The organism is Thalassospira lucentensis (assembly GCF_032921865.1).
GTDB lineage: Bacteria > Pseudomonadota > Alphaproteobacteria > Rhodospirillales > Thalassospiraceae > Thalassospira > Thalassospira lucentensis_A.
This window is the reverse complement of sequence record NZ_CP136684.1, coordinates 1,285,948-1,304,805: the sequence shown is the minus strand read 5'-3', so window position 1 is coordinate 1,304,805 and position 18,858 is coordinate 1,285,948. Positions and strand designations below refer to the sequence as shown.

Below are 18,858 nucleotides of genomic sequence, written 5' to 3'. Positions count from 1 at the left end.
TCAAAAGGCGGGCTGTGTCATGCAGCCCGCCTTTTTTGTCAGATTGGCATTAACAATCACGCTGCCCTGATATCGTTCAGGAACTGCTTTATCTGCGTCATCAGATTCTGTGACTTGTTGTTCAGGCTGCCTGATGCCGCCAGAACCTGACCGGATGCCTCGCGTTCTTCCTCGGCCGCCTCGCGCAGGCCGATAACATTTTGCGCAACGTCCTTGGTGCCGGTTGCCGCCTCGGCGACATTACGGGCAATTTCGGCGGTGGCGGCGTCCTGTTCGCGGACGGCTGCGGAAATGCTGGCCGCGACCTCGTTCAATTCCTTCATCCGACCGGAAAGATGCTTGATTGCGCCAAGTGCATTCTGCGTCGATTCCTGAATGCCACTGATTTGACCTGCGATATCTTCGGTTGCGCGTGTGGTCTGGTTGGCAAGGTTTTTGACCTCGGCGGCCACAACCGCAAAGCCCTTGCCGGCATCACCGGCACGTGCGGCCTCGATGGTGGCGTTAAGTGCCAGAAGGTTTGTCTGTTCGGCAATTGACTGAATAAGTTCAACCACCTCGCCGATCTTGTCGGATGCTGTCCCCAGTTCGGCAAAAATCGTGCTGGCTTCGTCGGCTTCGGTTGCACCTGATTGGGCGATGTCCGAACTCCGCGAAACCTGCGATGTGATTTCGTCGATGGACGCGGCAAGCTGTTCTGCGGCGGCGGCAACGGTATCCACATTGGCCGCTGCCTGTTCGGTTGCTGCCGCAACATTGGCTGCCCGCCCGGTGGTTGCGTCGGACTGGCTGGCCATGCCTGTCGCGGTGGCGCGTAATTGCTCCAGCGCGCTGTGAACCGTCGACAGGTTCCCTTCAACCTCGGCCTCAAAGCTTTTAATCAGCTTTTCGACCTTTTCCGCACGGGCAATCTGGGTCTTGTGCGTATCTTTCTGTTCCCGTTCAAGCTTTTCGGCCTGTTCGCGGTTTGATCTGAAAACGTCAAGTGACCGGGCCAGTGCACCGATTTCATCACGCCGATCTGTTTCGTCTGTGGTGACGCTGGTATCACCCTGTGCCAGTTTGTTCAGCGCCTCGGTGATCGTCCGCAAGGGTCGGGTTGTCGATCTGTCAATCGCAAGTCCGGCCATGCCGATAACGATCAGCATGGCAATCGCGACCGCGATGTCATTGATGGCGGTCTGCCAGAAAATCCCGTCAACATCGTCGATATAAACGCCGGTTGTTACCACCCAGCCCCATGGCTTGAATGTTTCGGCATAGGCCAGTTTGGGAAATACCCCGTCATGCCCCGGTTTGTTCCACTCATAGGTCAGGAAACCGCCTTCGGGATTGCGGGCCGCCTTGACCATTTCATCAAGGATCGGAACACCATTGACGTCAATCACCTGTTTGCCGTTCTGACCGTTCAGTTTTGGCTGGATCGGATGCAGGATGACCTTGGTATCAAGGCCCAGAACAAACACATAGTTATTGCCGGCGTAACGGGCATTCTGAATGAACTCTGTCGCGCGGGTTTGTGCTTCTTCAAGGGAGATCTCGCCGGATTTGACGAGCTGATCATAATGGCTAAAGGTCGAACGGGTCATATCGACGATTTGCCGGACATTGGCTTTCTTCTCTTCGACCAGCGCAGATCGCAGTGTCACAAGATCAAAGATCGCCAGACCACCCAGCGCAAAAGCCGTCATTACCAGTACCATCCGCAATTTGGCGGAAAGCGAGAAATTGGAGAGTTTCATCGGGTTCTCCGTGTTTGGACGTTAACGGCGGGAAACTGCATTCAGCAAAAGCTGTCAGACCAGCATAACTGCAACATAGGGTTGTGCAGATGTGCGGTTTTATAAAAAGAGCTTTGCCATTTGTTCCTGATCGAAATCAAAAAACCCGTGGTAAAATGAAGAATCCTCAGTGAAATGAGTCCTGCGACGAAATCTGCAAACGAAAGAGGGATGCACATGGCATCCCTCTTTCATTTGTCGATGATATTTTTGGTTGCAGGCGGATCAGTATTCGTAAGGTGATCCGTCCATGTTTTCCATCAGGACTTCGCGTCTGCCAACATGGTTGGCGGATGAAACAATCCCGTTTTCTTCCATCTGTTCGATGATGCGGGCGGCGCGGTTATAGCCGATCGACAGTTTGCGCTGGATGAAACTGGTGGATGCCTTTTTCTCGCGCAGGACAATGCCGACCGCCTGATTATACAGGTCATCATCCGATCCGTTCCCGCCGCCATCTGAACCGCCGCCACCGGCCATATAGGCCGCGACCGGATCTTCCTCCGGTTCTTCGGTAACGGTTTCAAGATAGGCCGGATCACCCTGATCACGCAGATGGGCAACGATGCTTTCGACTTCCTCGTCCGATACAAACGGACCATGGACGCGCTGCAATCGGCCCCCTTGGCCCATATAAAGCATATCCCCCTGACCCAGAAGCTGCTCGGCGCCCATTTCACCAAGAATGGTCCGGGAATCGATCTTGGACGTTACGGAATAGGAAATACGCGTCGGGAAGTTCGCCTTGATCGTACCGGTGATCACGTCGACCGACGGACGCTGGGTTGCCATGATCAGGTGCAGGCCCGCCGCACGCGCCATCTGTGCCAGACGCTGGATCGATGCCTCGACATCCTTGCCCGCCACCAGCATCAGGTCGGCCATTTCGTCGACGATAACCACGATAAACGGCAGCGGCTCCATCGGCAGTTCCTGATCTTCAAAGATCGGTTTGCCCGTTTCCGGATCAAAGCCCGTCTGAACGCGGCGGGTAAGCTGTTCGCCCTTGGCGGCCGCTTCCTTGATGCGTTTGTTATAGCCCGCGATGTTACGCACCCCGACCTGGCTCATGGCGCGATAACGGTCTTCCATTTCGCGCACCGCCCATTTAAGGGCGACAACCGCCTTGTGCGGGTCTGTCACAACCGGCGTCAGAAGATGCGGGATACCATCGTAAATCGACAGTTCCAGCATTTTCGGATCGATCATGATGAAGCGGCATTCTTCCGGTTTCAGGCGATAAAGCAGCGACAGGATCATCGCATTCACACCAACCGACTTACCCGAACCCGTCGTACCGGCAATCAGCAGGTGCGGCATTTTCGCCAGATCGGCAATCACCGGTGTGCCGCCAATATCCTTGCCAAGGCTCATATTAAGCTTGCCGGTATTCTTTTCAAAATCGCTGGATGCCAGAATTTCATGCAGATGCACCGTCTCACGGCGCGAATTCGGCAATTCGATACCGATCACATTGCGTCCCGGTACAACCGCCACACGGGCGGCAATCGCACTCATGGAACGTGCGATATCATCGGCCAGACCGATCACGCGTGATGACTTAACGCCTGCGGCCGGTTCAAGTTCATAAAGGGTGACGACCGGGCCGGGGCGGACCTGAACGATCTCGCCCTTAACGCCGAAGTCCTGAAGAACGGTTTCCAGAAGGCGGGCATTTTGCGCCAATGCTTCCTGATCGATCTGGGTTGCGTCTGCCGGATCGGGTTCATGCAGAAGGCTAAGCGGCGGGAACCGGTAATCGTCTGATCCAAGATCAAAGGATGCCTGACGCTGGGCCGATGCCTTTTCGCCTGGTTGCAATTTTGCTGCTGGTGCGGCGACGATATGAACCGGCGGGGCGTGGTCCGCTTCATTGTAATCATCATCAAAATCATCGTCGTCATTGTTGTTATTTGACGATGTTGCCGCTTGCAGGCGGGTACTGATCGCAGCACCGAGGCCGGGTTTCCCCTTATCAAGTGATGGTTCCTGACGCATGCGCGGATTACGGGCGGCTGTACGTTCGCCCGGGCGTTCATCTGTTGAATTGCTGGGAATGGCACGACCAATTCCGGAAATAATACCGCCAGCGATACGTGACAGGATTGATCCAACCTTTTGCCATTCAGACATATGATAGGCCATGCAGAACATGGTCAGGAACAGGCCAAGCACCATTGAAATCAGTGCAATCAGCGGACGTGCACCCGGCACACCAATTATTTCGAACCCGTATTGAAGCTTGGAAAGCAACAGATCGCCGGCAAAACCGCCAAACCCGACCGTAAGCGGCCAATGCATGCCGGGGCGAATGGCCGCAGCAGCCGTCGCGACGAGCAGCAGGGCGAGCGGCAGAACCAGAAACCGTGCCCACATCCAGTTAAACGGACGAACCGCAATCAATCGCAGGCCCCAGCCAAGGAGTAGAACCGTCAGCAGGGCAGATGCCAAACCAAGCGTGCGCAATAGCAAATCCGCCGTATAGGCCCCGAATGTGCCAAGCGGGTTAAAGATCACATTACGGTCGGCTGCATGGTTGAAGGACGGGTCACCGGGATGGAAGCCGATCAGCATCATGAAAACGGCAACTGCCGCACCAACCAGGACAAGCCCGCAGATTTGCAACCCGCTTCGTTTCAGCAGATTGACAAGACTGCCCGGCATGAAGGCGGTGCTGCGTGCGAGAAGGTTGGACTGACTGCTCATCGGGGTATCCGTTGTCGTTTCGTCGCTATTGGTCAGGATCGTGGTTCAGCTCAGCGCGTCGGCAATACGTCGAAGCCCTTCGCGGGTGGTTTCAAGGTCATGGACAAGCGCAATGCGGATAAAGCGTTTTCCGGGATTATTGCCATCTGCGTCCGTGATCGACAGATAGCTGCCCGGAATGACTTTCACACCTTCCTCTGCCCATATTTTGCGGGTGGCGGCTTCATCATCACCGACATCAAGCCACAGGAAAAAGCCCCCCGGCGGGCGATAGAAGCCAAACCGGTTGCCAAAGATTTCCTGCGCGACATCAATCTTGGCGCGGTAAAGATCACGGTTTTGCGATGCATGGGCATCATCGGCCCAAAGTGCGGCGGATGCGGCCATGATCGGCATTGGAACGGTGGCCGAACAATAACTGCGCAAGGCGTTGAAACGTTTGATGATCACCGGGTCGCCCGCGACAAAGCCGGAACGCAATCCCGGCGCGCTGGACCGTTTCGACAGGCTGTGGAAAACAACCACATTATCCATCCGGCCGCCCTGTGCCGCACAGATTTCAAGTGCACCAACCGGGGCTTCGCGATCATAGATATCGGCGTAGCATTCATCCATCGCCAGAACGAAATCATGTTCCTGTGCCATGGCGATGATACGTTCAAGATAGTCCCGTGATGCAACAGACCCTTGCGGATTGGCTGGTGAACACAGGAAAAACAGGCTGCAGGCTTTAAGCGTTTCGATATCGATCTGATCAAGGTCAGGCAAGAAATCCGTTTCCGGATCTGCTGCCAGCGGCACCATTTCCGCGTCATTAAGTACCGCGGCACCGCAATAGACCTGATAGAACGGATTGGGCAGAAGAACCTTGGGCTTCGGGCCGGGCTGATCCTGCGGGATGACACAGGTTGCGATCAGATAAAGGGCCTCGCGGGTTCCCGCGACCGGCAGGATATGAGCATCCCGATCAATCATGTCCGCAGGCAGGCTGTAACGGCGGTCAAGCCATCCCTTGATGGCGCTTCGCAGCTCGGGCGTGCCGTTTCCTGGCGGGTATTTGTGCCAGAGACTTGAATACTTCACCATCGCCTCGGTGATCATCGCTGGCGGTTCGTGCTGCGGCTCGCCAATCGACATCACCAATGGCGTCTTGCCGGGTTCAATCCCCTCCAGCAGGGCGGCAAGCCGTGGGAACGGATAGGCAGGCAACTGATCAAGGCGCTGGTTAAACATCGCGTTCGGTATTCCGGTCATGAATGGATCCGTCACATATCAACAGGCGTCAAAATGCGGGTGTCCGTAAAATGTGGGCAATCTCCCCTGACTTTACCCCTATGCCAAAAATACAAAGAAAGATTTAAGGGCAGGGGCTCGAATAATTAAAAAGCCCGGAAAGATGCGCTTTCCGGGCTTTTGACAGGAAATCGGGGCAAAGAATTGGCAGATCAGCTTGCGCGCAGATCATCCTCGGGATAGGCGCCGATTTTATGGATGGATATATCAGCCCCATCGAACTCGTCTTCTTCAGACAATCGAAGGCCGATAGTTCGTTTGATCGTGCCGTAAACCACAAATCCCGCGATTGCGGCAAACACGGCACCGATCAATGATCCGGCAAGCTGGGCACCAAATGAAACGCCGCCCATGCCGCCAAGGGCTTCGAGTCCGAAAATGCCACATGCAATGCCTCCCATCAGGCCGCACATGCCATGTAACGGCCAGACACCCAGCACGTCGTCAATCTTCCATCTGGTCTGGCACTGGTTGAAGCCCCAGACGAACAGAACGCCCGCAATACCGCCAGTGACCAGTGCCCCGATCGGGTGCATGACATCCGACCCGGCGCAAACGGCAACCAGTCCGGCAAGTGCACCGTTGTGAACGAAACCGGGATCATTACGTCCTGCGACCAGTGCCGTCAGAATGCCGCCAACCATTGCCATCAGCGAATTGACCGCGACCAGCCCGGTAATGCCGCTAATCGATTGGGCCGACATGACGTTGAAGCCAAACCAGCCAACGCAAAGTACCCATGATCCCAGTGCCAGAAACGGGATGTTGGATGGCGGAATACCAACCAGTCCACCGGTTTTGGTGTAACGCCCGCGCCGGACTCCAAGCGATACAACGGCACCAAGGGCAATCCAGCCACCAACCGCGTGGACAACAATGGAACCTGCAAAATCGTGGAAAGGTGCGCCAAAGGTGGCCTCAATCATATCCTGGAAGCCGAAATTGTTGTTCCAGACCAATCCTTCAAACAGCGGATAAAAGATGCCAACCAGAATGGCGGTGGCAATCAGCTGCGGATAAAACCGCGCCCGTTCGGCAATGCCACCGGAAATGATTGCGGGGATTGCGGCCGCAAAGGTCAGCAGGAAGAAGAATTTAACCAGATCATAGCCGCTGGACGCAAAAAGATGCTGTCCGTCAACCATCGCAGATCCGCTAAGAACCGCGGCATTGCTAAAGAAATCAACACCATAGGCAACGCCATAGCCGATGAAAAAATAGGCAATGGTGGAAACGGCAAAATCGACGATGATTTTAACCAGTGCGTTCACCTGGTTTTTCTTGCGTACGGTTCCGACTTCAAGAAAGGCGAAACCGGCATGCATGGCGAGCACCATAATAGCGCCCATCAGGACGAAAAATACGTCCGAGGCGGTCTGGAATGCCTCCATCGGGCAACCCCCATTTGTTAAATGCGTTTCCTCACGGTCCGGTCTGCGGGGCGCAGCCGGATTCTTGTTCAGGGGCCCCAACATCAATTTCTGTGCCAACAGGGCAAACTGATTGATCGGGACAATGGAAAACGGGTCTTTGCCGGGGGAAAATCGATCACGCTCATATCCGGCGGGGTAACAGCCGGATGGGACTGTTTGCATGTCTTGTGATCATAATCGTGCCTAAAAAGGCAGCATGGGCAGAATACAAAAGACCCGCCACTGGGATATCCCAAGGCGGGTCAGTCGGTCTGACAGGCAGGGTGCCATGCAGGCATGGCACCCGTCAGGAAATCTGATCGCTTAGAAGCGCTGCGAACCTTTACCGAATTCCGGATAGGCTTCGAGGCCAAGCTCGACAGCATCGCTGCCCAGTGCTTCGTCTTCTTCGCTAAGGCGAATGCCAACCGTGAATTTCAGGATCAGCCACACGATTGCCGATGCGATGATGGTGAAGGCACCCATCGCAACAACACCGGTCAGCTGAACACCAAACGATGCACCGTCATTGGTGAACGGAACCGCCATGGTGCCCCAGATACCGCAAACAAGGTGAACCGAAACAGCACCGACAACGTCGTCGATTTTCAGTTTGTCGAGCAGCGGAACTGCAACAACAACCAGAATACCGCCGATGGCGCCGATGATGATGGCGGAACCGATGGTCGGGGTGTCCGGACCGGCAGTGATCGAGACCAGACCAGCCAGTGCACCGTTAAGTGCCATGGTAAGGTCGACCTTTTTGTAAAGGATCTGGGTCAGGATTGCTGCGGCAACAACACCACCGGCAGCAGCCATCGAGGTGTTGCCATAGATGTTGGCAATCGCGATGACGTCAGCAGCAGAACCCATTGCGAGCTGTGAACCACCGTTGAAGCCGAACCAGCCGAGCCACAGAACGAAGGTACCGAGCGTCGCAAGCGGCAGGTTCGAACCGGGCATCGGATGAACTGAGCCGTCCGCACCATATTTGCCTTTACGTGCACCAAGGATGATTGCACCGGTCAAGGCAGCCCAGCCGCCAACCGAGTGAACAATGGTCGAGCCCGCGAAATCGGCAAAGCCCATTTCCGACAGCCAGCCACCGCCCCATGTCCATGCACCGGTAATCGGATACAGAACACCGGTCAGGACAACGACGAAGATCATGAACGGCCACAGTTTGATACGTTCGGCAACGGTACCGGAAACGATCGAAGCTGCGGTTGCAACGAACACCATCTGGAAGAACCAGTCGGAAGTCGCCGAATACCCGCCGGAGAAATCGCCACCAAGTGCAGCAGCGTCATCAGCGCTCCACAGGCTGAGCGAACCGATCCAGCCGGAAACGTCCATATACATAAGGTTGTAGCCGATCAGGTAATACATGATACCTGCAACAGCGAAGAGGCCGATATTCTTGAAAAGAATGGTCGATACGTTTTTGGTGCGAACCAGGCCGGATTCCAGCATGGCAAAGCCTGCAGCCATCCACATCACCAGCGCACCGCTAAACAGGAAGCTGAAGGTGTTGAGGATGTATTGGGTCTCGGCCGAAACGCCCGCGTCCTGAGCAAAGGCCGGTGATGTGATTGCCAGCGCAGCGGCCCCGGCAAGAGCGGCAAAGCCGGTTTTCTTCATCGGAATGTTCATAATGTCTCCCCTTGTCTCTGGACTTACAGGGCGTCGTCGCCGGTTTCACCCGTGCGGATACGTACCGCCTGGCTCACATCAAGAACGAAAATCTTTCCGTCCCCGATTTTCCCGGTCTGAGCAGTTTTGGTGATGGCTTCGACAACCTGATCAACCAGATTATCCGTGATCGCGACTTCCAGCTTCACTTTCGGCAGGAAGCTGACCATGTATTCAGCGCCACGATAAATTTCAGTCTGGCCTTTCTGGCGGCCAAAACCTTTGACTTCAGTGACCGTCAGGCCCTGAACGCCAAGCGCGCTAAGCGCTTCACGAACTTCATCGAGCTTGAACGGCTTAATGACAGCAGTAACGAGTTTCATAATATTGCGACCTCCCGGCATATCCGTTGAGTACCGACGTGGTAATCACGATTTCGCAGTCGCAACCTACAAACCAAGAATCGTGCCAGATTCAAAAATCATCTTTTAACCAGTTGAAATTAAATGATTAATTATGGTTAAGAGGTGATTTTTCGCCAAGGATGGAATAGGGAGAAGAATATAAAATGTGCATAGATTTTGGCGCTGTTTAAAATTTGTGCATAAATTTTAATCAACTATAGCGATCCGAAAAACTTGTTTTACGTCAAGGCGATGTAATACCGGGATCGCTATAGCCAAGGCTCGGACTATTCAACAGATACGATCCCCGGTCTTTTCCCGGCTGATCTGCTTTGACGTTGTGATATCCGGCATCAATTTATCGCTCTGGCTTGTGGCCGGGATCGCGAGGGGTTAAATCAGATACATCTTTCGATGGCGGATTTGCGTAAAAACTGTCGAAAATGGATTCTCCGGTCAGAAGTCAGGTGACTTTGTCCGGCTGGCTTGGAAAGCAAAGGTGTCACAATGGTTGCTCAGCAGGAACAGATTCAGACCGATGTCATCATTCTTGGCGGGGGGCTGAATGGTGCTGCGATGGGGCTTGCGCTTGCGCATGGCGGCCTGCGTTCGGTTGTGATCGATTATGCTGATCCGAAAACCATCCTTACGGCCAATTATGACGGGCGCACTTGTGCGATTGCTGCGGCTTCCCGCTCGGTGCTTGATGTGATTGGTGCATGGAAATACATTGCAGACGAGGCCGAGCCGATCCTTGATATCAGGATTGCCGATGGCACCAGTCCGCTATTCCTTCATTACGATCACAAGGATGTCGGAAACCAGCCGCTGGGCTACATTGTTGAAAACCTGATTACGCGGGGCGCACTTTATCGGGCGATTGCCGAAACCGATCTGGTTGACATGATCGCACCGGCACGTGTTGAAACCATCGCACGTGATCAGGGTGGCATGACGGTGACACTGGCAGATGGCCGGTCTATCCGTGGCTCACTGGCCATCGGGGCCGAAGGGCGCAATTCGATGTTGCGCAAATGGGCAGGTATCAAGACCTACCAATGGAGCTACAAGCAAAGTGCCGTGGTCTGTACCGTGAAGCACAAGGTGCCCCATAACGGCCTTGCCGTGGAACATTTCCTGCCCGCCGGCCCGTTCGCGATCTTGCCGATGACCGACGACCGCTGTTCGATCGTCTGGACCGAAACAACCGATCTTGCCAATTACCTGGTCAATCTTGACGAGGAGACCTTTATCGATGAACTGCATCGACGGTTTGACGGTTATCTTGGCGATCTTGAAGTCATCGGTCCGCGTTTCTGTTACCCGCTTGGTCTGCAGCACGCCTATCGCTACACCGACCCGCGCATCGCCCTGATCGGGGATGCGGCCCATGGCATGCATCCGATTGCCGGGCAGGGGTTGAATATGGGCATACGGGATGTTGCCGCGCTTGCCGAAATTCTCGTCGAAGCCCGCCGTATCGGTCGTGATATCGGTGGTTTGGATGTTCTGGCTGAATATGAACAATGGCGCCGGTTTGACAACACGGTGATGCTGGCGGTTACCGATGTGACCAATCGGCTGTTTTCCAATGATGTTGCACCGGTGCGCTGGGCGCGCGATATCGGACTTGCCGTTGTGCAGAAAATCCCGCCGCTCAAGAAAACCTTCATGTCGCACGCCATGGGGTATGCGGGGACTCTGCCACGCTTGATGCAGGGCAAGCCGCTTTAATCTTCCCCCACCCAAGATAGTGATTGATGCCAAAAGGCGATCTTTAGGAATTAAAGATCGCCTTTTGGTTTGGTTATCTGCGCGCAGTTAAAAACAATTCAAAATTGTGTCGCTTTTCATCGGCTTATGTTGATTTGAGTCAAGCTTTTCGCGTTTGCGAAGGCGCAGTGTCCCCGTGACGTATTTTTGAATGCAGGGGATAAACATGACACTTACCCGGAAATTGATGGCCACTGTGGCCTGCTGTGCTGTTGTTGGCACGATGATGATTGCGGCAACCGGCGCACACGCGCAGGAAGCAGCATTTAAAACCAAACAGGCAGGCGATATTCTCATTCGCGGCCGTGTTATCGGTGTAGTGCCCGACGAAGATACCTCGACCGGTGACATTGCTACCGGGGAAGGCAAGGTCAGCAATGATTATGTTCCAGAGGTGGATTTTTCTTACTTCATTACCGACAACATTGCTCTCGAGTTGATCGCCGCAACGACCAAGCATGATGTTAAATGGCAGAATCCCGATGTTGATCTCGGCTCGGTTAATCTGCTTCCGCCAACTTTGACGGTGCAATACCACTTCCTCTCGGATCAGCGTTTCAGCCCGTATGTTGGTGCAGGTTTGAACTACACCATGTTCTATAACGAGAAATCTGGCGCTGCGAACTCGGTTAAATATGACGATGGCTTTGGCTATGCGTTCCAAGCTGGTTTTGACTATGCAATCTCTGGCCCTTGGTCGTTGAACGTTGACGTCAAGAAACTCTTCCTGAACACAACGGTAACTGCCGACCTTGGTGGGGCATCGCCGGCCAAGGTTGATGTGGATCTTGATCCGTGGGTCTTCGGTATCGGTGTCGGTTACCGCTTCTGATCACTGCCGACGGCAAACTTTCCGGTTTGTTGTCTGATCCCAAGAACGGTCCTGTCACATGGCAGGGCCGTTTTTGCTTATGGGCCGGATCAGAGGGAGCCTGTTGCCTTAACGACGCACGGGATCGCGTGACAGGCCGCGTGTTTCAAGGGCGCGAAGGTAATCCGCCCAGAGCTGGTCCTGATTGGCATGAAGGTCGCGCAGATACTGCCAGCTATAAAGGCCGCTATCATGCAGGTCATCAAATGTGATGCGCACGGCATAGTTCCCGACCGGAACGATGTCGATGATGCCGACATGGCGGCGGCCGGGGATGATTTTCTTTTCAGACGGATGGTGCCCCTGAACCTCGGCAGACGGGCTTTCGACCCGCAGCAGTTCGGCGCTGAATCTTGATGTCAGCCCATCATCCCAGACGACTTCCAGAATATGGTCGTCACGCAGATAGTTGATTTCAACCGGGCTGAAGCGCGGGGTAAAGCTGTCTTCCGACATGAAAACCGTCACAATCAGTCTTCGATGACACGGGCTTCATCAGGCAGCATGATCGGAATACCGTCGCGGATGGGGTATGCAAGGCCCGCCTTGACGCTGATCAGCTCGTTCTGTTCGCGATTATATTCCAGTGTCTCTTTGGTGACCGGGCAAACAAGGATTTCAAGCAGTTTCGGGTCTACTGGGCTGTGAGTCGCGGTCATTGTTCTGGGCCTTCATATTACGTTTAGTTGCTGGCGGTTTGGGGTGCCCGTGGATGGGCTGCCATTTCCAGCAGGGTTGTCAGCATATCGCCGCGATCATACAGGCTTGCGCATTCGAGCAAAGCCTGTTTTTCAAGCGGGCTCAGTCGGCAGCCCATTGCAATGGCCGTTACCAGCATTTCATCGTCGGTATCGCTAAGTGTATCCCAGCAGGATCGCAATGAATGCTGGGCGAAATAGCTTTCCAGTGCCTGCCGGAGACGGTCACGATCAATCGGTTTCAAATCCGCCGATGGCAACAGCAAATCATCCTTCCACGGGGTGAAATCACCGCGAACAGCGCGATAGCCGCCGCCCTGCATCGGAAGTTCTTCGACGATGTTAAACCGGCAGACGCCCGTCAGGGTGATCAGGAAACGACCATCATCGGTTTCGCTGAACGCCGTGATACGGCCGGCACAGCCGGTCTGGAAGACCGGTGGATTGTCCGGGTCCATGTAGTAGGTATTGCGCCCGTCCGGGCGTGGCTGAACCATGCCGATCATGCGGTCCTGCCCCAGGGCATCGGTGATCATGCTCAGATAGCGCGGCTCAAAGATATTAAGCGGCAGATGGCCACGCGGCAGCAGAAGCGCACCACTTAGCGGAAAGACCGGCAATGTATCTGGAAGATCCGAAAAACTGGGATCGAAAGGACCGCATATGCTCATGAAAATAAAACCGTCGAGAGTGCGCGGCGCCCCGCAACGCTGGCCGGGTCCATTGGGCCCCATGCCTCGAAAAACTTGATCAGTTGGGTGCGACCGGCATCGTCGTTCCAGCTGCGATCTTTGCGAATGATCGCAATCATGGCGTTGACGGCTTCTTCGCGCTTGTTGGTGGCAAAGCAGGCCATGCCCAAATCAAACTGCGCCTGCAGGTCATCCGGATTGGCGGCGACTTTGGCGCGTGCGACATCAAGGTCTTCCTTGCTGTAACCGGTTTCCGCCAGTTCAAGCGCGCTGATCGCAGATGCAATCGGTGCCTTCAGTCGATCTGCTTCGGCCATGTTGTCGACAAAATGGCGGGTTTCTTCAACTTCTCCCATTGCGACCATGCAACGTATCATGCCGCCAATCGCTGTTTCATTCTGAGGTTCACGTTCAAGAACGCCAACATAAAGACCATGTGCTGTTTCATGGTCGTCATCCGCAAGTGCTCCAGCCGCCTGATCAAGAATTGCTGCAATCGGGCTTTCGATCGGGCCGCCTGCAAGACGCTCGTAAAAGGCACGGACTTCGCTTTCTGGCTGCGCACCCTGAAAACCGTCAACCGGGCGGCCGCCTTTGAAGGCATAGACCGTCGGAACCGATTGGATGCGCAATTGCATCGCCAGTTCCTGGTTTTCATCGATATTGACCTTGACCAGCTTTACGCGCCCGCCAGCCTCGCGTGTCACCTTTTCGATGGTTGGCGTCAGGCTTTTGCACGGGCCACACCAGGGGGCCCAGAAATCGACGACAACCGGGACTTCCATCGAGGGTTCGATGACGTCCTGGACAAAGGTTTCAATGCCGCTGTCCTTGATCAGGTCTTTGTCCTGTCCAGCGGTGGGGGCGGCATTCGGGGCGGTGGCGTCAAGAATGATAGACATTATCGTTTACTCACTAATTCTGAATTCTAGATGATGCCTCAACCGCCGTTCGACAAGAGGCTTCTGCATAACATTAGGAAAATCTTATAGTTTAATGTTTCGCGGTAAAAGGCTTTATGAGCATTTGTGCGGAATCAGAACGAATCTATTTTTTCATCAAAATCGATAATTCTGATTTCGTAGCCAAGACTGGTGACAAATCGAAGCAGGTCATCAGACTGAATTGTCGTGGTTCTGTCATTCCGCAAGGGGTGGAAGTTAAGAATGTCTCCGTTGGCCAGCTTCGCATCCAGGGCGAAGTTGATCTTTCGCGAATGATCGTTGATCAGGGCAAAGGGTGTGACCGATCCCGGAATGACGCCAAGCGTCTCAAGCAGCAGTTCCGGTTTGCCAAACGAAAGACGGGCGCAACCCAGTGTCTTGTGCAGGTGGTTCATCCGGATTTCGGTATTTTCCTCAGCCACGACAAGCCACAGGGCATCCTTCTTGTCTTTGACAAAAAGGTTCTTGGAATGAAGGCCCGGCAGATCCCCGCGCAGCTTTTGCGAATCCTCGACCGTAAACAGCGGCACATGCTCGTGCGTGCGGGTTTGGATCCCAAGATTTTCGAGATAATCGAAAAGTGCGGTTGATGGATCACTCATCCTGTTTTCCTTCTGGCTGGGTCGCGCGAAGATGGTCAGATTGCAATTAGGACGCAAATTGCAGCATGTTGGCGTGATTTCCCTGTTTTAAGGGTAAAAAGTCAAGGAAAACCGCCATTTTGGATGTGGTGGCGATTTGATGGAAAAAAGGGTTGCAATCACGTTTTGTTGGGCTATTATCCGCGCCGCTCCACAGGGGCAGGAAATACTGATGAATGCGGGCGTAGCTCAGGGGTAGAGCATAACCTTGCCAAGGTTAGGGTCGAGAGTTCGAATCTCTTCGCCCGCTCCATCAGGTGGTTTCCTCATCATGCTTTCATGATGATGCGGGCGTAGCTCAGGGGTAGAGCATAACCTTGCCAAGGTTAGGGTCGAGAGTTCGAATCTCTTCGCCCGCTCCATGATGAAAGTTCAAAGGCCGTCCTTCGGGGCGGCCTTTTGCTTTTGGCAACCTTGGCTTGGGATGTCCGGTTGATCCCCTATTTCGGTTTGCTCGTAATCCAATGAAGTGTTTCGTTCAGGATTTCGTCTGACAGTTCGGTATCATCGACCAGACGGGCCAGCATCACGGCACCAACCATCGCCGACCAGTTGCCTATTGCTTCACGCCGCCGTTCCGCAGGTTCTGCGGTCTTGTTATCGGTAATAGTGCTCAGCTTTTCAATTTGACGCCGGGTTGCATCGGTCAGGACGGCACGGCTGTCAGCGGAACTGCGACCAACTTCACATCCAATCGCGGCAAATGCGCAGCCCTGACCCGGGTTGTCGCGATGGGTGCGGCTCAGGTACTCGGTGGCATAATCAGCAAGGTTTGTAATATCGGCGCTGCTGTTGGTGCCATTCACGCCATGGATATGGTCCAGTGTTGCAGTGACAAGGTCGTCTTTTGAGCCGAAGTAGCCATAAAAACCCCCATGGGTCAGGCCTGCGGCCTGCATGACCTTGGCGACCGAAATACCATTCAGCCCTTCTTCCCGAATCATCCGTGCAGCAGCATCAAGGATCTGGCTGCGGTTTTCTGCGACTTGTTGGCGACTGACCTTCACTTTGGTCTCCCAAATTTCATGCTTGCCTATTCATGATCATTATCATAAATATTATTCATGATGAACATAATGATTACACCTTTCTACACGATCAGATATGTGTGGGGCGGTAGTCCCTGATAGGAGGCTTCTATGGCTCAAAAAGTAACGACTGCGATGATTACCGGTGCTTCGACAGGCATTGGTGCTGTTTATGCTGACCGTCTTGCAAAACGCGGTCATGATCTTGTTCTTGTTGCCCGTAATGCTGAGCGGCTTGACCAGCTTGCTGCCCGGCTGCGGGCAGAAACAGGTGTGTCGGTTGACGTGATGGTTGCTGATCTGACCAACAGTACCGACCTCGCGCGGGTTGAGCACCGCTTGCAAGAAGACGCTGCAATAGATCTTTTGATCAATAACGCTGGATCAACCCTGTCTGGTGCCTTTGCGGAACAGGATGTGGATCAGGTTGATTGGCTGATCCGCCTGAATGTCACCGCGGTGACCCGGCTTGCGCATGCTGCTGCCCGGCGATTCGTTGCCCAGAACGCGGGATCAATCGTGAATATCACTTCGGTTCTGGCGCTTGTGCCGGAATTTGGTCTTGGGATTTATGGTGCGACAAAGTCCTATGTCTTGTCATTCTCGCAGGGATTGCAAAACCAGTATGCGGGCACCGGCATCTATGTGCAGGCGGTGTTGCCTTCTGCGACCCGCACCGAAATCTGGGACCATGCCGGTAAAAATATCGATGAGGTACCCGGTGTGATGGAAGTTGCTGATCTTGTCGATGCCGCTTTGGTGGGCTTTGATCGAAAAGAGATGATCACAATTCCGTCTCTGCCTGCGGCGGATGTCTGGGAAAATCTTGAAGCCACCCGTCAGGCGATGGGGCCGCAATTCATGAATGGGCAACCTGCGGAACGTTATCGCATCTGATATTCGGAAGCATTCCGGTAAAAGCCATCCTTCGGGATGGCTTTTTGTTTGCAGGGTGTTTTTGGGCTTGAGTTCTGCTGAGATTTACCGTGTCTTGATCCGATGAACGGACAGATCATTTCATCATCCAGTACCGGAAACATTATCTGGACCGTCGGTTATGCGGGGCATGACCGGGACAGTTTGCTTGCCCTTCTAAAGGGGCAGGGCATTACGGCCGTGGCCGATATCCGGACTTTCCGGGGATCGAATTACTGGAAGGCGTTTGATGCCGATACCTTTGGCCCGTTCCTGCGCGAGAACGGTATTGCTTACGTTTTCATGGGGGATGTTCTGGGCGGAAAACCGCAGGACCCGTCATTGTATCCCGATGGTCGGCTAAGCTACGACCTGATGGCAGCACGCCCGGAATTCAAAGCCGGGATTGATCGTCTGATATCGGGGGCGGGCAAATACCGCATCTGCCTGATGTGCGCGGAAAAGGATCCGCTGGACTGCCATCGCACATTGCTGATCGCACCGGCGCTCAAACGTGCCGGGTTCGATTTGCGGCATCTGGTTTCCGACGGGCGTGTTGAAACCCAGGCCGAGACGGAAAAGCGCATGATTGCGATCAATAGCGGCGATACGGCAGATTTGTTTGCTGCCAGCGCACCGGATCCCGATGCAGAACTGGTTCTGGCGCTTCAGAAGCAAATTGTAAAAGCGGCTCCGCTTGCAGATGACGCAATAAAATCCGGAAAACGGCAAAATAATTTCTAATATTTCATGTATTAAAACGCGTTATGGCGATTTTTTTGAAAATGGTCATTTTGTATAATTCAAGTTTATATTTCATTCTATTTTACGAATATTGATACGCGCAGGAATATGTATTTAAATCTGCAGTTGATGTTGTCAGCTGCAGGAGGATTCCATGGCGGTCGTTACAGGAACGGAAGGCAATGATAGCCTTGTCGGATCAGGTGATAATGACACGATTTATGGCTTGGCTGGCGATGATCAGCTTTATGGTGCTGGCAGGGATGACGAGCTGACAGGCGGACCGGGGGCGGATTTGCTTGACGGTGGCCCCGGCGGACGCGATAGCGCCAACTACGATACCGATACCGCAACAGAAGGCGTCATTGTTGACCTTCAGGATGGAACAGGTCATGGCGGCAAGGCGCAAGGTGACCGGCTTGCTGGTATCGAAGTGGTTGAAGGAAGTCCATTCGACGATACCTTGATCGGTGATGATGCAAGTAATGTGCTTTGGGGGCGTGGCGGCAGCGATTTGCTGCTGGGCGGTGACGGGGACGATTTCCTGTACGGTGATTATCTTGGCAATGATCCCGGCAATGACACCCTTCTGGGGGGCAGAGGGGACGATACCATCACCGGGCGCGAAGGCGAGGATACCCTGTTGGGGGGTGACGGGGATGATATGCTAAGCCCCGGTGCCGATGCTGATTATGTCGACGGCGGCGCTGGAAGCGACACACTGCGCTACAATGGGGACAGCGGCGTTTCGATCAACCTTGAAACCGGTGTTTTTCAGGGCGGCGAAGCCGAAGGCGATGTTGTCCATGATATCGAAAATCTTTACGGCACAATCCATGATGACCTGTTGATCGGCGATGCTGGTCGGAATGTCCTGCAGGGGCATTTTGGCGACGATATTCTGCGTGGTGGGGACGGGCATGATGTCCTGCACGGTGGAAATGGTCATGACATCATCGAGGGCGGCGATGGCAACGATTTCCTGCGCGGCAACAGTGACAGATATCCGCAGGATGATGGCCCCGACACGTTTTTGTGGCGGGTGTTCGAAGGCGGTGCCGAACGCGACCGGATTGCCGATTTTGAAACCGGCCCCGATGGTGACAGGCTTCAGCTTGGAACCGAGTTTCAGGAAAAAAGCGGCATCCACGATTTTTCCGACTTCATCGCCCACGCCGAAGAAACAGATGCCGGATTGTATGTCGATTTCAGCGATGGCCGTCCCTATGACTATGGCGTGCTGATCGAAAATGCCGATCTTGCTGATTTCACCGAGGACAATATCGTCTTCGAAGACAGTGTCATCGGTTAGCAGCGGCGTTTT

General features: G+C 54.1%; 17 protein-coding genes and 2 tRNA genes. 7 read left to right on the top strand and 12 right to left on the bottom strand.

Annotation, left to right across the window (positions count from 1 at the left end; genetic code table 11):
* Positions 1 to 56 precede the first annotated feature (56 nt).
* The 6 genes from R1T41_RS06535 to R1T41_RS06510 form a co-directional block, all read right to left on the bottom strand.
* Positions 57 to 1,742 (bottom strand): methyl-accepting chemotaxis protein, encoded by a 1,686-nt coding sequence (locus R1T41_RS06535; RefSeq protein WP_317340735.1) that lies wholly within the window; start codon positions 1,740 to 1,742, stop codon positions 57 to 59.
* A 264-nt stretch (positions 1,743 to 2,006) separates the two neighbouring features.
* The gene (locus tag R1T41_RS06530; RefSeq protein ID WP_317340733.1) at positions 2,007 to 4,487 is read right to left on the bottom strand and encodes a DNA translocase FtsK; all 2,481 of its coding nucleotides are present in this window, start codon (positions 4,485 to 4,487) and stop codon (positions 2,007 to 2,009) included.
* Between the two features lie 45 nt (positions 4,488 to 4,532).
* On the bottom strand, positions 4,533 to 5,741 hold the full coding sequence (locus R1T41_RS06525; RefSeq protein ID WP_317340731.1) for an aminotransferase class I/II-fold pyridoxal phosphate-dependent enzyme: 1,209 nt from the start codon (positions 5,739 to 5,741) through the stop codon (positions 4,533 to 4,535).
* Between the two features lie 191 nt (positions 5,742 to 5,932).
* Positions 5,933 to 7,171: an ammonium transporter gene (locus R1T41_RS06520; protein ID WP_062950484.1), complete on the bottom strand. Its 1,239-nt coding sequence runs from the start codon at positions 7,169 to 7,171 to the stop codon at positions 5,933 to 5,935.
* Between the two features lie 345 nt (positions 7,172 to 7,516).
* Positions 7,517 to 8,845, bottom strand: a complete 1,329-nt coding sequence (locus tag R1T41_RS06515) for an ammonium transporter (RefSeq protein ID WP_062950926.1) — start codon at positions 8,843 to 8,845, stop codon at positions 7,517 to 7,519.
* Between the two features lie 23 nt (positions 8,846 to 8,868).
* Positions 8,869 to 9,207: a P-II family nitrogen regulator gene (locus R1T41_RS06510; RefSeq protein WP_007088725.1), complete on the bottom strand. Its 339-nt coding sequence runs from the start codon at positions 9,205 to 9,207 to the stop codon at positions 8,869 to 8,871.
* Between the two features lie 528 nt (positions 9,208 to 9,735).
* Between R1T41_RS06510 and R1T41_RS06505 the strand changes: the two genes are divergently transcribed.
* Both R1T41_RS06505 and R1T41_RS06500 read left to right on the top strand, forming a co-directional pair.
* The gene (locus tag R1T41_RS06505; protein WP_317340726.1) at positions 9,736 to 10,962 is read left to right on the top strand and encodes a UbiH/UbiF/VisC/COQ6 family ubiquinone biosynthesis hydroxylase; all 1,227 of its coding nucleotides are present in this window, start codon (positions 9,736 to 9,738) and stop codon (positions 10,960 to 10,962) included.
* A gap of 205 nt (positions 10,963 to 11,167) precedes the next feature.
* Positions 11,168 to 11,833 (top strand): OmpW family protein, encoded by a 666-nt coding sequence (locus R1T41_RS06500; RefSeq protein WP_317340725.1) that lies wholly within the window; start codon positions 11,168 to 11,170, stop codon positions 11,831 to 11,833.
* Positions 11,834 to 11,941: 108 nt separating this feature from the next.
* Here the strand turns inward: R1T41_RS06500 and R1T41_RS06495 are convergent, their stop codons facing one another.
* The 5 genes from R1T41_RS06495 to R1T41_RS06475 all read right to left on the bottom strand — a co-directional run bounded on the left by R1T41_RS06495 (position 11,942) and on the right by R1T41_RS06475 (position 14,808).
* Entirely contained in the window at positions 11,942 to 12,328 is a 387-nt protein-coding gene (locus tag R1T41_RS06495; protein ID WP_062950933.1) for a gamma-butyrobetaine hydroxylase-like domain-containing protein, read from the bottom strand.
* A gap of 14 nt (positions 12,329 to 12,342) precedes the next feature.
* Positions 12,343 to 12,531: a Trm112 family protein gene (locus tag R1T41_RS06490; RefSeq protein ID WP_062950936.1), complete on the bottom strand. Its 189-nt coding sequence runs from the start codon at positions 12,529 to 12,531 to the stop codon at positions 12,343 to 12,345.
* Positions 12,532 to 12,554: 23 nt separating this feature from the next.
* The gene (locus R1T41_RS06485; protein ID WP_317340722.1) at positions 12,555 to 13,241 is read right to left on the bottom strand and encodes an LON peptidase substrate-binding domain-containing protein; all 687 of its coding nucleotides are present in this window, start codon (positions 13,239 to 13,241) and stop codon (positions 12,555 to 12,557) included.
* Positions 13,238 to 14,164, bottom strand: a complete 927-nt coding sequence (gene trxA / locus R1T41_RS06480; protein WP_082832798.1) for a thioredoxin — start codon at positions 14,162 to 14,164, stop codon at positions 13,238 to 13,240. The genes R1T41_RS06485 and trxA overlap by 4 nt, the downstream gene beginning before the upstream one ends.
* A 134-nt stretch (positions 14,165 to 14,298) precedes the next feature.
* Positions 14,299 to 14,808 carry a prolyl-tRNA synthetase associated domain-containing protein gene (locus R1T41_RS06475; RefSeq protein ID WP_297013595.1) on the bottom strand — a complete coding sequence of 170 codons (510 nt, stop codon included), beginning with the start codon at positions 14,806 to 14,808 and terminating at the stop codon, positions 14,299 to 14,301.
* A 217-nt stretch (positions 14,809 to 15,025) separates the two neighbouring features.
* On the opposite strand from R1T41_RS06475, the gene R1T41_RS06470 reads away from it, so the two are divergent.
* Positions 15,026 to 15,100, top strand: a tRNA-Gly gene (locus R1T41_RS06470).
* A gap of 34 nt (positions 15,101 to 15,134) precedes the next feature.
* A tRNA-Gly gene (locus R1T41_RS06465) sits at positions 15,135 to 15,209 on the top strand.
* Positions 15,210 to 15,287: 78 nt separating this feature from the next.
* On the opposite strand, the gene R1T41_RS06460 is transcribed toward R1T41_RS06465, so the two are convergent.
* The gene (locus R1T41_RS06460) at positions 15,288 to 15,854 is read right to left on the bottom strand and encodes a TetR/AcrR family transcriptional regulator (RefSeq protein WP_317340720.1); all 567 of its coding nucleotides are present in this window, start codon (positions 15,852 to 15,854) and stop codon (positions 15,288 to 15,290) included.
* Positions 15,855 to 15,986: 132 nt separating this feature from the next.
* Here R1T41_RS06460 and R1T41_RS06455 point away from each other — a divergent pair, with 132 nt between their 5' ends.
* The 3 genes from R1T41_RS06455 (at position 15,987) to R1T41_RS06445 (ending at position 18,846) form a co-directional block, all read left to right on the top strand.
* On the top strand, positions 15,987 to 16,772 hold the full coding sequence (locus tag R1T41_RS06455; protein ID WP_297013599.1) for an SDR family NAD(P)-dependent oxidoreductase: 786 nt from the start codon (positions 15,987 to 15,989) through the stop codon (positions 16,770 to 16,772).
* A gap of 102 nt (positions 16,773 to 16,874) precedes the next feature.
* On the top strand, positions 16,875 to 17,534 hold the full coding sequence (locus tag R1T41_RS06450) for a DUF488 family protein (RefSeq protein ID WP_062960544.1): 660 nt from the start codon (positions 16,875 to 16,877) through the stop codon (positions 17,532 to 17,534).
* A 154-nt stretch (positions 17,535 to 17,688) separates the two neighbouring features.
* On the top strand, positions 17,689 to 18,846 hold the full coding sequence (locus R1T41_RS06445) for a calcium-binding protein (RefSeq protein WP_317340718.1): 1,158 nt from the start codon (positions 17,689 to 17,691) through the stop codon (positions 18,844 to 18,846).
* Positions 18,847 to 18,858 lie beyond the last annotated feature (12 nt).